This is a genomic window from Collinsella sp. 4_8_47FAA (assembly GCF_000763055.1).
GTDB lineage: Bacteria > Actinomycetota > Coriobacteriia > Coriobacteriales > Coriobacteriaceae > Collinsella.
Window position 1 is genome coordinate 376,047 of sequence record NZ_KN214135.1, and the last position, 13,227, is coordinate 389,273.

The following is a 13,227-nucleotide window of genomic DNA, read 5'->3' on the forward strand; positions in this document are numbered from 1 at the left end:
AAGTGCAGCGACGCCGCGCTACGAACGCGCCGCGACCAGCAGCTCTGCCGTCGCCGCCCAACCGTCGACAATTTTGCCGCGCGTAACGAAAGCGTTCTCGCAAGCAGCCAGGAACTCGGGCGCGCCGGCGCTCGTCAGGCCATTCTCGACCAGGCAGAACGTGCCCACGTGATCGGCCATGTAGAAGTCGGACTCGGAATCGCCGAGCGCCAACGTCTCCTCGCGCTCGATCCCTAGGTGCTCGCAGAAGCGCGCAATGGCAACGCCCTTGTTGAGGCCGGCGGGGTTGATGTTGAATGCGCGACCGTCCTCGACGCGATCGAGCTCGAGCGTCGTCGGCTTGGACAGGTGAGTCAGATGGCCGTTGCAAGCCCAGATCAGACCGCAGCCGGCCTCGTCCAGGATGGCCTGGACCTCATCGTCGGGCACATCGCCGCGCATGCCGACGGTGACCTCACGGTATTTGTAGCCGGTCGACATGTCGTTGTGGTACTCGATCTTGTGCGGCCAGCGGGCGAGAATCTTCTCGCACACGCCGGTCTGCTCGATCACCTGATGCGGCGTGAGGTCGCAGGCGGGGTCGTAGGGCATATCGCCGGTCAGGTACTCCCAATCGTTGGCCTTGAGGTCGTACATGACCAGACCACCCATCTCGCCGATGTAGGAGTTGAGGCCGAGCACGCGCGCATCCTCGTGGATCATGGTGCGGTTGCGGCCCGAGGTGGGAACCACCTGCATGCCGGCGCGGGCAAGTGCCACGACAGCCTCGACGAGCTTGGTCGAGGGGTTGCCGTCGTTGTCGCGCAGCACGCACGAGCCGGGTGCGAGCATCGTGGCGTCCAGGTCGGTAAAGACGTACTTAACCTTGGCAAGACGCTCGCGCATCTCGCCCGAAAGCTCAGCGACGGTCGGCAGGGTATTGTGGGACATGGTCACTCCATTACGTAGAAGGGGCTTCTGGTCTTAGGCGTCGTACGCCGCAAGGGTGCGCTTGAGAATCGAACCATCGCGCCCACAAGGCTCGGGTCCGTTCTTGCGCAGCATACGCTCTTCCTCGCCCTTACCGGTCACGATGACCACGGCAGGACGGACGGTCTCACGCACGGCAGTCTCGATAGCGGCAACGCGATCAGTCACGATTTGCCAGTTATCATTTCCCTGCGCCTGAACGTTGCGCGCGATCTCGGCGCAAATATCCTCGACATCCTCGGGGCCGGGGTCATCCTCGGTAATCACGATTCGGTCGGCATACTTGCCAGCGGCGATGCCCATCGTGGTGCGTCGATCGACACCCTTACCACCCGTAGCGCCAAATACAACCGCCAGCTCGCGCTCGGGATAGTTCTCGCGCAAGTCGCGCAGGAGTGTCTCGAGGCTCATGCCGTTATGTGCAAAATCGACGATACCCAAGATTTTGCCCGATACGGACGGATAGAGCTCCATACGGCCGGGAACGAAGACGCCCTCAAAGCCGTGGACGATACCCTCTTCGGAAATGCCCAGGGCCTCGGCGCAGGCAATAGCGGCAAGCGCGTTGGACACATTGAACTTAACCGGCGTGGGAATCACAATGTCGCGCGTAAAGCGGGGCGTGCGCACCGTTGCCACCACGCCGCAGTCACCATTGCGAATCGCCAGCGCAAGCACGTCGGCACGCTCGTCGGTCAGGGAGAACGTCACCGTACGTTCGCAACGAGATGCCGCCTCGAGCACACGATCGACCTTATCCATATCGAGATTGACCACGGCAAAACGGCTCTGCGAGAAAATTTTGAGCTTGCTGGCAAAGTAATCCTCGAGCGTCGGATGCTCAATCGGCGAAATGTGATCCTCGCCGATATTGGTAAAGGCGCCGACTTCAAAGGCGATCTTGCCCGTGCGCTCGTATTTGAGGCCCTGGCTCGATGCCTCCATAACCAGCCACGGGGCACCCGCCTCCGCAGCATGTGCGATGCGAGACTGCAGCAGAAAGGATTCGGGAGTCGTCAGCTTGGAAGGACCCGTCTCGATGCCGTCGTCGAACTCAATGCCCGTATTAAGAGCGGGTCGATGACAGCCCGTAAGCTTGGCCTCGTTGGCGAGAATGCCGCGCAGATAAAAGCTACAGGTCGACTTGCCCTTGGTACCTGTAAAGGCGCAGACCTTCACCCTACCCGACGGGTGCCCATAAAAGGCATCTGCCACCACGGCGAGCGTGCGACGAATATCACTCACAATCACCGCGGGAAGATCAACATCGTAATCGACCTCGGAAACGTAGGCCACGGCGCCATCGGCGATTGCCGAAAGCAGGTACTCGCGCTTAAACGCGCGGCCCTTGCAGACAAACAACGTGCCCGGACGCACCTGGCGCGAGTCGTCAGTCGCAAACTCAATGCGCTGGTCGCACGAAGCGCTCGGTCTGGAAACAACAAGGTCATCTTCCTCGAGCAACTCTATATAGCGCATCAGAGTTAGCTTCTCTTGTGTCGGACTCGACATACAAAGACCTCTCTCGCTAAATTCAGCCTTAAAGGGCAAAAGACGTCCCGCGGCAGAAACGATGAAACATTCTGTATTATCAACCATCCTAATATGCCACCTGACCTTGCGCGCACTGCAGCCTTCTAAAAAATTGCATGGACTGTGCTGTGGGCCAATAAATGACAACAGTGTCCACCCCGTGTAAAAACAAGGAAATCTGGGTGCTATTCTTTATCCAAATGTCTTGATGCGCCTCATTGACCCACAATGCCGACTCATCATGCCCAAGCAAAGGATTCCAGATGAAACGACACTTCGAACGTCGCCACCGCTCGGCACATATCCAGTTGACCCGGCGCATCGTCTGCGCCTTCGCGACGATCGTTGTGGCCCTTGCCACCACCATCGGCGCGAGCGGCTGTTCGTCCTCCCAGAACGCCTCGAGCACCTACACACTCGTCGAGAATGGCAAGTTCACCGTCGCAAGTGACTTGGCCACACCCCCGTTTGAATACGTCAACGATTCCGGCGAAGACCAGGGCTTTACCTATGAACTCATGGGCATGATCGCGGACGAGCTCGGTCTGGAGCTCAACTACTTGCCGGCGCAAAAGTTCGACGGCATTATCCCCATGGTCAAACAGGGTGTAAAGACCGATGTCGGCGCATGCAACATCACGATTACCGACGAGCGCAAGGACGAGGTCGACTTCACCGATCCCTATATCGACTCCAACCAGGGCGTCGCAGTTGCAAAGAACACTGGATACGACACGGTCGACAGCCTCAACGCACCGGGCGTCAAAATTGCCGTGCAGTCGGGCACCACATCCGAGGAGTGGGCAATCGAGAACCTGCCGCAGGCAACCACCGTCAACTTTGACGACTGGACGGCAGCCTTCACCGCCGTCATGAGTAGTCAGTGCCAGGCGGTCGTATGCGATCTTCCCGTTGAGCAGTGGATGGTTTCGAACTCCTTTACCGGTATGGAGATCATCAAAGAGGTTCCGACGGGCGAGCAGTTTGGCATTGCCGTCTCTAAAGACAACCCCGAGCTGACACAGGCCATCAACGATGCCCTTGCCAAGATCAAGAGCTCCGGCGCCTATGACAAACTGTACGAGAAGTGGTTTGGCATGGCACCCACGAGCGGGTCCGATAACGAGGATGCCTCGAGCCCAGACGACGCGACGGGCGCTTCACTCGCCGTCACCTCGGCGACCGCCAAGTCAAACGAAGACGGCGGCAACGGCGTGCTCGGCGGCATCGCAACCCGCCTGACCTGGGAAGCGACAACGGGTAGCGACGAGGGCGACGTTTCGCAAATTGAGCTTGAGCTGCCCGAAGGCGGGTCATTTGAAAGCACCGATGTTAAGGTCACGCTGCTCGACGGACTGAACCAGACGGGTGCCAAGGCATCGTGCTCGCTGGACGGCTCAAAGCTCGTCATCAAGTTCGCCGATCCCGTCGCTGCCGGCTCGCAGATTCGCGTTGTCGTCCCCGACGTCGTATTCCCGAGCAACGCGGGTGCCTATGCCGTCACCGGCAGCTATGTCACCGACGGCGACAAGCGAGATCTTCCCGAGAGCCCCACCATCAGCGTCTCGGAGAGCACCATGGTGCAAGAAATCGTCGCCTGGCTCGATGCCCAGCCTTGGGTTGCCGCATGGAACTCCAACCCGTTTTTGGGCATGTTCTGCAAGCCGCAGATTATCGTCACCTCAATCGCCTCGCTCTTTAAGGGCTGGGGCATAGCACTTGCCGTGACCGCCATCGGTTTTCCGCTCGCCATCCCCATCGGCTTGCTGTTTGCCTTTATGAAAATCAGTCATAGTCGTATGCTGCGCGGCATCGCCGTGACATACATCAACGTCCTGCGCGGAACCCCGCTCTTCCTGCAGATCTACATTGCGTTCTTTGGGTTCCCTATGATCGGTCTCAACGTGCCCAATCTGCCGCTCGGCGTTGGCGTGCTCGCCATCAACTGTTCGGCCTATCTTGCCGAGATTTTCCGTGCCGGCATCGAGAGCGTACCGCATGGTCAAGCGGAAGCTGCCTACTCGCTTGGCATGACTTGGTCCCAAGTTATGTCGCGCATCGTGGTCCCGCAGGCTGTACGTTACGTTATACCGACTATGACCAGCGAGTTCGTTATGCTGTACAAGGACACGTCGCTGCTTTCGAGCGTTGGCGTCATGGAGCTCATGCTGTTCTCCAAAAACCTCACGGCCACCACGGGCAACATTACGCCCTACATTTGCGCCGCACTTTACTATCTGGTCGTGACGATTCCGCTCATCCACATCGTCACCAAGGTGGAGCACCGTCTCGCCGAGCGCAGCAAGCGCTAACCGCTCATACATAGCGTTCACAACCACGACCCGCCGCTTCATCTGAAGATCGGGCCGTGGTTTTTTCGGTTCGCTCGGCGCTTATGCCCTATCACGAAACAAAAGATTGGCATGATAGTAAAGATTATTTGACATCAGCTGCCGCAATCCTTGCGGCAGTACACCTGAGCCGTCAGCAGAAAGGATCTTGCATGTGCGGTTTTGTCGGTTTTACCGGTACAGATGAACAGAGTGAGCTGGTTCTCACGGCCATGATGAATCGCATCATCCACCGTGGTCCCGATATGGGCGGCCAGCATATCGTTGACAACGTTGCCCTTGGCTTCCGTCGTCTTTCGATTCTCGATCTTTCCGAAGCTGGAGCTCAGCCCATGTCGAGCGACGACGGCAAGGTCACGATTGTCTTCAACGGAGAGATCTACAACTTCCAGGAGCTTCGCGCCGAGCTGGAGGCAGCCGGCTACGCCTTCCACTGCAACGCCGATACCGAGGTCCTGGTACACGGTTACGAGGAGTGGGGCGAGGACCTGGTCAACCGCCTACGCGGCATGTACGCGTTCGTGATCCACGACCAGAACAAGAACAAGCTCTTTGGCGCTCGTGACATCTTTGGTATCAAGCCGTTTTATTACTACCAGGCATCCGATGGCTCGCTGCTGTTTGGCTCCGAGATCAAGAGCTTCCTGGACCATCCCAAGTTTGAGAAGGCTGTCAACCACGACGCGCTGCGCCCCTACCTGACGCTGCAATTCCCCGCCACGGAGGAGACCTTCTTTAAGGGCGTGTTCAAGCTTGCCCCGGCGCATTGTTTTACGTATGACCTGACGACCAACACCATGGACATCAAGCGTTACTGGAGCTGTGACTTCACCGACGACAACTCCAAGACCTTCGAGGAGTACGTGGACGAGTGCGACAAGGTCGTGCACGAAAGCGTCGCTGCGCACCGAATCGCCGATGTTAAGGTGGGCTCGTTCCTTTCTGGCGGCGTGGACTCCAGCTACATTGCCGCCTGTCTCATGCCCGACACCACGTATTCTGTCGGCTTTGATTACAAGAACTTCAACGAGACCAACTACGCTGCCGAGCTTTCCGACAAGCTGGGCATCAAGAACGTGCGTAAGATGATTACCGCCGACGAGTTCTTCGATGCACTGCCCGATATCCAGTATCACATGGACGAGCCGCAATCGAACCTGTCCAGCGTGCCGCTGTACTATCTGGCGCAGATGGCTTCCGAGGAGGTCACCGTCGTCCTTTCGGGCGAGGGTGCCGACGAGCTGTTTGCCGGCTACGAGTGGTACGAGGACACCCCCGAGATGCGCTCCTTTAAGAAGCGCGTGCCGCTCGGCGTACGTCGCGCCCTGGGCTCGCTCGTTCAGCATCTCCCCTACTTTAAGGGCCACAACTTCCTGACGAAATGCGCCGAGGTTCCCGAGCGCTGGTATGTGGGTCAGGCAAAGGTGTTCGATCCCTCCGAGGTCGACGAGGTGCTCAAGCCCGCTTATGACACTGGCAAGAACGCCGCGGAGATGTGCGCCGAGTACTACAAGCAAGTTCCCAACTGCTGCGAGCTTTCCAAGAAACAGTATCTGGATATGAACATGTGGCTGCCGGGCGACATTCTGCTCAAGGCCGACAAGATGTGCATGGCGCATTCTCTGGAGCTCCGCGTCCCGTTCCTGGACAAGAAGGTCATGGAGTTTGCCGAGCACATTCCCGCCAACTACCGTGTTAACGAAGAAGGCTGCAAGCTCGTTCTGCGTCACGCTGCCAACCGCACGCTGCCCGACGAGTGGGCAACGCGCAAGAAGGTGGGCTTCCCCGTACCGGTCAAGTTCTGGCTGCGCGAGCAAAAGTACTACGACTACGTAAAGGAATACTTCACCGCACCGTGGGCTGCCGATTTCTTTGACACCGATGCGCTCATGAAACTGCTTGACGATCACTTTGAGGGTCGCGCGCTCAACCAGCGCAAGATCTATACCACGCTGACGTTCCTCATCTGGTACAAGCGCTTCTTTATCGACGAGGACAAGGGCGCCGAAGTCGCCGCGTAAGTTTCGTTATGAATTAGCGGTGAACAGCACGGGGTTTCCGCTATACTCAATCCCTGCGGGCGATTGGCGCAACGGTTAGCGCAGGTGCTTTACACGCACAAGGCTGGGGGTTCGAATCCCTCATCGCCCACCACTTGATTGAAAAGGCTCCCAGCGATGGGGGCCTTTCCTTTTTGGGCCCATCGCAGAGGGATTCGAACCCGCAAGGGTGCGGAGCTGAGGAAACGCGAAGCGTTTTCCAGCGCAGCACGCGAGGAGCGAAGCGCGCTGTGTTAGGCCAAAACATCCGACAAAATCTCGATCAGGCTGTCCACGTCGGCTTCTTCGCAGACAAGCGGCGGCAGGAAACGCAGCGTGTGGGCACCAGTAGCGTTAATCACGGCGCCGGCGGCCAGCGCGCGGGCAACAATATCATGCGCATCGCCCGCAGCGTCATCCAGATCGCAGCCGAGCATTAAGCCGCGACCGCGTACCTCGGTAACGTGCGGAAGCTTGGCCAGCGCCTGCTCCATATAAGCACCCACCTTGGCGGCATGCTCAGCGTAGTCGCCGCGCACAAGCGCGGAGAGCGTCGCGGCGCACGCCGCGACAGCCAAGCAACTACCGCCAAAGGTCGAGCCGTGGTCGCCCGGCTTAAACACGTCGGCGATCTCCTTCTTTGCCACCACGGCACCCATGGGGACGCCGTCGGCGATCCCCTTGGCAAGGCTCATGATGTCGGGCTCCACGCCATAGGTCTGGAATGCAAACGGCTTGCCGGAGCGGAAGATGCCACACTGGACCTCGTCCGCGATAAGAACGGCGCCCACCTCGTGCGCCAAGTCGCGTGCCGCCGTCATAAACTCCTCAGTCATGGGGTGCACACCACTCTCGCCCTGGATCGGCTCGAGCATGACGGCGCAGACTTCGCTTCCCAGCTGCTTAAAGATCGAACGCAGTTCGTCGACATCGTTGGGCGTGCAGGCCAAAAAGCCACCCGGCAGCGGGCGGAAGCTATCCTGTAGCCAATCCTGCATGGTGGCGGCAATGGTCTCGAGCGTGCGACCATGGAAGCCGCCGCGCATGCATACGATGGTGTTGCCGCCGTTACCAGCACGCTTGGCGTACAGACGTGCGAGCTTCATCGAGCCCTCGTTGGCTTCGGCACCAGAATTGGCAAAGAACGTCTCCCACACCTGCTCGCCCGCAGCCGGAGCGCCGAGCGCAGCGGCCGTGGTCTCATCGCCGGCGGCAATGGCATCGGCCAGCACGCACGCACCATCTACATCGTCGTTGGCAAGCTTGGACAGCAGCGCCGCGACCTGGCCACGCTGCTCGATGTAGAAATAGTTGGAGACATGCAAGAGCTTTTTGGTCTGCGTCTCGAGCGCCGACAGCACTGCCGCATTGCCGTGGCCTAGGCTGCATACGCCAATACCTGCAAGAAAATCGAGATACTCACGGCCATCGTCACCGATGAGCTTCATACCGTGACCCTCGACAAATTCGACCGGAGAGCGACCAAAGGTGTGCATAACATAATGGGATTCGAGTGATTGTTGAGCTGCAAGTGACATGGGATACCTTTCGTTAAGCGCCAGGAAGCGCAAACTGTAAGCGTAATGGCGTGGCGATTTAAAACCGACTAGACCGTTTGAAGCTTCTCGACCTCGTCGAGGTTCTCGGTCAGGCGCGCCGCAAAGGTCGAAAGCGGATGCGGGTGCGTATCGAACTCGTAGGCCGTCTCGGTGGAGTGGATCACGGTACCGACACCGGCATCGGTCAGCAGCTCCAGAAGCAGCGAGTGCGGTGTGGTGCCGTTGATGATGTGAGCACGGAACACGCCGGCAGTCAGGGCGTCGACAGCCGCTCGCAACTTGGGAATCATGCCCTTGTCGACCTCGCCGCCGTAGAGCATCTCGTTAACCTCGTCCAGCGTCAGGTTGGAGATGAGCGAATCCTTGTCGCTAAAGTCCTTGTATAGGCCGTCGACGTCGGTAAGGAATATCGCCTTGTGCGCATGGAGCGCTGCAGCAACAGCACCGGCGGCGGTATCGGCGTTGATGTTGAAGAAGCCGCCGTCCTCCCCCGCCGCGACCGTGGCGATAACAGGGATGTACTCGCTATCGAGCAAGCGCTCGATATAGTCGGTGTTGACGTGCGTCACTTTGCCCACGCGACCGAGCTTGGGGTCAAGCGGCTCGGCGATGAGCGTACCGGCGTCACTGCCTGACACGCCCACAGCCAAGTTGCCATGATGATTGATGGCAGCAACCAGCTCTTGATTAACCTTGCCGCCCAGTACCTCGCGCACGATATCCATGGTGGCAGGCGTAGTCACGCGCTGGCCGTTCTTAAACTCGACGGGGATGTCGTAGTGGCTGAGCGCCTCGTTGATGGCCTTGCCGCCACCGTGCACGATAACAGGGCGCATGCCGATAATCTTGAGCAGGACGATGTCGCTCATCACGTCACGACGCAACTGCTCGTCGACCATGGCGGCACCGCCGTACTTGATAACGACTGTCTTACCGGTCAGGTTCTTAATCCACGGCAACGCCTCGAACAGCAGCTGCGCGGTAACTTCGTTGGATTCGCTCGAGCGGCAATCGCGTGCGAACTTCATAGTCTGCCTCGTCTTTCGTGTAGCTATCGCGCCGCACCTCGTTGCCCGCGATTGCAACGGGACGCGCGGCGCATCGGGAGTCTAGGAACGGTAATCACCGTTAATGGAGATGTACTCGTGCGTGAGGTCGCAAGTCCACACGGTGGTCGCCGCGTCCCCTGCGCCCAGGTCTGCCGAGATCACAATCTCGGGCGCCTCAAAGCGACGCAGCGCCTCGTCCTCGTCAAAGGGAACGGTCAGGCCGTCGCGGCAGACGGGCATACCCATCATATCGATGGACACATCTTCTTGGTTAAATTGCACGCCGCACTTGCCGAGCGCCATGGCAACGCGGCCCCAGTTGCAGTCGTGGCCGGCGATGCAGGTCTTGACGAGCGGCGAGTTGGCGACAGCACGGGCGGCGATATCGGCCTCCTCGTCGTTCGCGGCACCGGTGACGTTAACCGTCACGAGCTTGGATGCGCCCTCGCCATCTGCGGCGATGTTGCGCGCCAGGCTCTCGCACACCTCATGCACGGCAAAGGCCAGCTCGCCGAAGGCGTCAGAGCCCTCGACAATAGGCTCGGCATCCGCGGCTGCGGCGCCGGAGGCAAGCATGATGCAGGTGTCGTTGGTCGAGGTGTCGGAGTCGACCGTTACCTTGTTGAAGGTCTGCTTGACGGTGGAGAGCAACAGGGCGTGGAGCGCCGCCGGCTCGACGGGGGCATCGGTAGTGATGACCGCGATCATGGTGGCCATGTTGGGCATGATCATACCCGAGCCCTTGCACATACCGCCCACCGTATAGGCATTGCCTGCGTGCCCCGCGGCCTCGCTGCGGTAACACACGGCATACTCCTTGGAGTGTGTGTCGGTCGTCATGATAGCGCGAGCGGCATCGGCGCCACCGTGTGCGGAGAGCGCCTCATAAGCTGCCGGAATCGCCGTCTCAAACGTGTCGATCGGCAGAATCTGACCAATTACGCCCGTGGAGGCGACCAAAATCTGCTGGGGCTCGCAGCCGATGACCTGCGAGGCGATGTTGCAGGTCTCGCGCGCGCAGGCAAGACCGGTCTCGCCCGTGGCGGCGTTGGCATTGCCAGAGTTGACCGAAACGCCGGCGATGATGCCATAGCCCTTATCGGCACCGCCCAGGTTGGCACGGCTCACCTGCACGGGCGCCGCACAAAAGCGGTTAGTCGTAAACACGCCGGCCCCGGGACAGGGTTTATCGGGCACGACGAGCGCGTAATCCAGGCGCTCGGGATTCTTGCGGAATCCGGCATGGATGCCCGCCGCCTTAAAGCCGGCTGCCGCCGTTACGCCGCCCTCTACGGCACGAATTTTGATATCGAACTGCTCTGTATTCATCGTCCCTACGACTCCTTATATCAAATAAAAAAGCGGGCATCGGTTGGTGCGCCATGCCAGCCACAATCATGAGACCAGCTTAAGAGTGGCGCCCCACTCGATGCCCGACTACCAAATCGCTAACAATCGAATGTGCTACACCGGGCACGCCACTGTGGGCAAGCCTCGTCGTTCGTCAAAACCAAAGACGATGTTGGCGCACTGGACCGCCTGGCCTGCTGCACCCTTGCACAGATTGTCGATGGCGCCCGTAGCCACCAGAACGCCCGCACGCTTGTTGAGCGCGAGGCCGATTTGGGCGGCGTTGGTGCCGACGACCGAAGCCGTCTTGGGCTGCTGGCCGGCATCGAGTACGCGCACGAAGGTTCGACCGGCGTAGAACTGCTTGTAATGGTCGACAACGTCCTCAAGGGTCAGTGTGTCGAGAGCCTGCGGCGCGAGCGGCAGCGTCACCGTAGAGAGCAGGCCGCGCTTGAGCGGTGCCAGATGCGGGGTAAAGACGACGCGATCGGTTAGGCCCAAGATCTGTTCGATTTCGGGCGTGTGACGATGCTTGCCCACGCCATAGGCCTCCAGGTTTTCGTCTGCGCTGCAAAAATGGGTGCGGGCGTTACAGGACTTACCGGCACCTGTCACGCCGCTGATAGCGTCAACGACCACGGGGCCGCTCTCGGCCACCCAGCCCGCACGCACGGCAGGCGCGGCAGCAAGGCTCGTTGCGGTGGGATAGCAACCGGCGCAGGCAACCAGTACGGGCTTGCCGTCGGCGTGGTCGGATGCAGCGGTCTCCAAGTCCTGGCAGAACAGCTCGGGCAGGCCAAAAGCGCGGGTCTTGAGCAGCTCGGGGCTCGTGTGCTCGGCGGCATACCAGGCCTCAAAGGTGGCCGGATCGCTCAGGCGATAGTCGGCCGAGAGGTCAATGCAGGAGACTCCCGCGGCAAGCAGGGCGGGCACCTGTGCCATGGCAGCCGTGTGCGGCACGGCCAAAAAGACCGCATCGCAGTTCTTGAGCTCGGGGGCGTCATGCGTCGTGAAGACAAGATCGCTTACGCCGGCGAAACTCGGATACACCGCAGACAACGGCTGGCCGGCATCGGCGTTGGACGTAATGACAGCAAGTTCAAACTCGGGATGACCGAGGACGAGGCGAATGAGCTCGGCACCGGCATATCCAGCCGCACCGACGATTCCAACCTTTAATGACATATCAGACTCCTTGTCTGCAGTTATGCACCAATGCGCATCCCGCAGCCGTCGTTATGAAGTGGGTTGAAACTTTAGCACCAAAAGATGCATATATACGCAAATCTTTTACATATTCATGCATTGAAACAGTCCCGACACATTCACTCGAAGGAATTGACAAATGAATACGGGCCCCACATTGCCCAATGCACCTTACGATGACGTTGCAATGTGGGGCCCGCTACATGCGAGAATTTGAATTGTCGAAGCTTGCTGAGCGACTCGTTTAGAGCTCGATCGACACCCATTCGTCATGGTTGCAGATAAAGGCCTCGGGTTCCTCCACGCTAAAGAAGACGAGCGTGGGATCGCCTGCGCCCTCGTAGTGCTCGCCTAGGCGCTCCAGATGCTTCCAGCCTGCCTCGCGCATATCCGGAGCGGCCTGGTCGTCCAGACCCGCATGCCCGCGCAAGATGAGTCAGCCATGGCCCGGCCACCAACTCGTGGCCTCAAAGCGTTGATTTTGCAACAGCTCTTGCCACACGTCTTTGGTGCGCGCCGTTACAAACCACAGCTTGCCGTCCTGGATTTGCGCAAACGAAAACGGACGCACATGCGGCTGTCCGTCAACGCTCGTCGCCAAATACCATGCCGGCACCGACGTCAGATACTCCAACACCGTATTCAATCCGTCCATATGTCCCCCTGTCACTAGTCTTTTTGGGTCGGGGCTGTTTTAGCTACCCTATGGTTAAAGCTCCAGGCGCTCTTCGCTGCCGTCGATATCACAGAAGCGGGCGGCGATATTGCGCACCGAGAAAAACGCAAGGCGACCGTCGTTGGCGCCCTCGTGGTCTTCACCGATGCCCACCATGTGCTTAAAGCCGGCTTGGCGCACCCGGTCGCTCACGACCGCGTCGTCCTCGAGCGCGGCCTCGCCGGTCAGCACAATCCAACACTCCCCCGGTTTCCAACCCGAAACCTCAAACTTGGGGTTCGCGCTGAGCTCGGCCCACACATCCTTATCACGCGAGGTGCAAAACCACAGCTTGCCATCATCAACCATGGCAAACGAGAACGGCCTCACGCGCGGCTGATGTCCGTCCGTCACGTCGATCGTGGCGAGATACCACGCCGGAATACGCCTAAGATACGAACAGGCGCGCTCGAGCTGCGCCGTGCGGTCGTTGTCGGTCATAGGGACCCCTTTCCT

11 protein-coding genes and 1 tRNA gene are annotated in these 13,227 nt (G+C 59.5%); 3 read left to right on the top strand and 9 right to left on the bottom strand.

The window, feature by feature from the left end; translation table 11 throughout:
* Positions 1–18: 18 nt before the first annotated feature.
* A complete protein-coding gene (locus HMPREF9463_RS05035; protein ID WP_035137558.1) occupies positions 19–930 on the bottom strand; it encodes an HAD family hydrolase in 912 nt (303 codons plus the stop codon).
* 33 nt (positions 931–963) lie between these two features.
* Positions 964–2,448, bottom strand: a complete 1,485-nt coding sequence (locus HMPREF9463_RS05040; protein ID WP_232219754.1) for a Mur ligase family protein — start codon at positions 2,446–2,448, stop codon at positions 964–966.
* 317 nt (positions 2,449–2,765) lie between these two features.
* Between HMPREF9463_RS05040 and HMPREF9463_RS05045 the strand changes: the two genes are divergently transcribed.
* From HMPREF9463_RS05045 to HMPREF9463_RS05055, 3 genes are all read left to right on the top strand, one after another.
* The gene (locus HMPREF9463_RS05045; protein ID WP_035137560.1) at positions 2,766–4,814 is read left to right on the top strand and encodes an ABC transporter permease subunit; all 2,049 of its coding nucleotides are present in this window, start codon (positions 2,766–2,768) and stop codon (positions 4,812–4,814) included.
* A gap of 191 nt (positions 4,815–5,005) precedes the next feature.
* Positions 5,006–6,874, top strand: coding sequence for an asparagine synthase (glutamine-hydrolyzing) (asnB, locus tag HMPREF9463_RS05050; RefSeq protein ID WP_035137562.1), 1,869 nt, complete (start codon positions 5,006–5,008; stop codon positions 6,872–6,874).
* A gap of 57 nt (positions 6,875–6,931) precedes the next feature.
* Positions 6,932–7,007: transfer RNA gene (locus HMPREF9463_RS05055), tRNA-Val, on the top strand.
* A gap of 139 nt (positions 7,008–7,146) precedes the next feature.
* Here the strand turns inward: HMPREF9463_RS05055 and HMPREF9463_RS05060 are convergent.
* The 7 genes from HMPREF9463_RS05060 to HMPREF9463_RS05085 all read right to left on the bottom strand — a co-directional run bounded on the left by HMPREF9463_RS05060 (position 7,147) and on the right by HMPREF9463_RS05085 (position 13,212).
* The gene (locus HMPREF9463_RS05060) at positions 7,147–8,430 is read right to left on the bottom strand and encodes an aminotransferase class III-fold pyridoxal phosphate-dependent enzyme (RefSeq protein ID WP_035137563.1); all 1,284 of its coding nucleotides are present in this window, start codon (positions 8,428–8,430) and stop codon (positions 7,147–7,149) included.
* Positions 8,431–8,498: 68 nt separating this feature from the next.
* Positions 8,499–9,479, bottom strand: coding sequence for an acetylglutamate kinase (gene argB, locus HMPREF9463_RS05065; RefSeq protein ID WP_035137564.1), 981 nt, complete (start codon positions 9,477–9,479; stop codon positions 8,499–8,501).
* Between the two features lie 81 nt (positions 9,480–9,560).
* Entirely contained in the window at positions 9,561–10,829 is a 1,269-nt protein-coding gene (gene argJ / locus HMPREF9463_RS05070) for a bifunctional glutamate N-acetyltransferase/amino-acid acetyltransferase ArgJ (RefSeq protein WP_035137566.1), read from the bottom strand.
* Between the two features lie 135 nt (positions 10,830–10,964).
* Positions 10,965–12,035 carry an N-acetyl-gamma-glutamyl-phosphate reductase gene (gene argC / locus HMPREF9463_RS05075; protein WP_035137568.1) on the bottom strand — a complete coding sequence of 357 codons (1,071 nt, stop codon included), beginning with the start codon at positions 12,033–12,035 and terminating at the stop codon, positions 10,965–10,967.
* A gap of 265 nt (positions 12,036–12,300) precedes the next feature.
* Positions 12,301–12,486, bottom strand: a complete 186-nt coding sequence (locus HMPREF9463_RS11335) for a hypothetical protein (RefSeq protein ID WP_232219755.1) — start codon at positions 12,484–12,486, stop codon at positions 12,301–12,303.
* A gap of 6 nt (positions 12,487–12,492) precedes the next feature.
* Complete coding sequence (locus HMPREF9463_RS11340; protein WP_232219756.1) at positions 12,493–12,711, bottom strand: pyridoxamine 5'-phosphate oxidase family protein; 219 nt, start codon at positions 12,709–12,711, stop codon at positions 12,493–12,495.
* A 54-nt stretch (positions 12,712–12,765) separates the two neighbouring features.
* A complete protein-coding gene (locus tag HMPREF9463_RS05085) occupies positions 12,766–13,212 on the bottom strand; it encodes a pyridoxamine 5'-phosphate oxidase family protein (protein WP_035137569.1) in 447 nt (148 codons plus the stop codon).
* Positions 13,213–13,227 lie beyond the last annotated feature (15 nt).

What these genes read in the sequence shown, in the direction of transcription:
- argJ (WP_035137566.1), bottom strand. Translation starts at nt 10,829, where the DNA reads ATGAATACAGAGCAGTTCGATATCAAAATTCGTGCCGTAGAGGGCGGC.
- asnB (WP_035137562.1), top strand. Translation starts at nt 5,006, where the DNA reads ATGTGCGGTTTTGTCGGTTTTACCGGTACAGATGAACAGAGTGAGCTG.
- argB (WP_035137564.1), bottom strand. Translation starts at nt 9,479, where the DNA reads ATGAAGTTCGCACGCGATTGCCGCTCGAGCGAATCCAACGAAGTTACC.
- HMPREF9463_RS05085 (WP_035137569.1), bottom strand. Translation starts at nt 13,212, where the DNA reads ATGACCGACAACGACCGCACGGCGCAGCTCGAGCGCGCCTGTTCGTAT.
- HMPREF9463_RS05040 (WP_232219754.1), bottom strand. Translation starts at nt 2,448, where the DNA reads ATGCGCTATATAGAGTTGCTCGAGGAAGATGACCTTGTTGTTTCCAGA.
- HMPREF9463_RS05035 (WP_035137558.1), bottom strand. Translation starts at nt 930, where the DNA reads ATGTCCCACAATACCCTGCCGACCGTCGCTGAGCTTTCGGGCGAGATG.
- argC (WP_035137568.1), bottom strand. Translation starts at nt 12,035, where the DNA reads ATGTCATTAAAGGTTGGAATCGTCGGTGCGGCTGGATATGCCGGTGCC.
- HMPREF9463_RS05045 (WP_035137560.1), top strand. Translation starts at nt 2,766, where the DNA reads ATGAAACGACACTTCGAACGTCGCCACCGCTCGGCACATATCCAGTTG.
- HMPREF9463_RS11340 (WP_232219756.1), bottom strand. Translation starts at nt 12,711, where the DNA reads ATGGACGGATTGAATACGGTGTTGGAGTATCTGACGTCGGTGCCGGCA.
- HMPREF9463_RS05060 (WP_035137563.1), bottom strand. Translation starts at nt 8,430, where the DNA reads ATGTCACTTGCAGCTCAACAATCACTCGAATCCCATTATGTTATGCAC.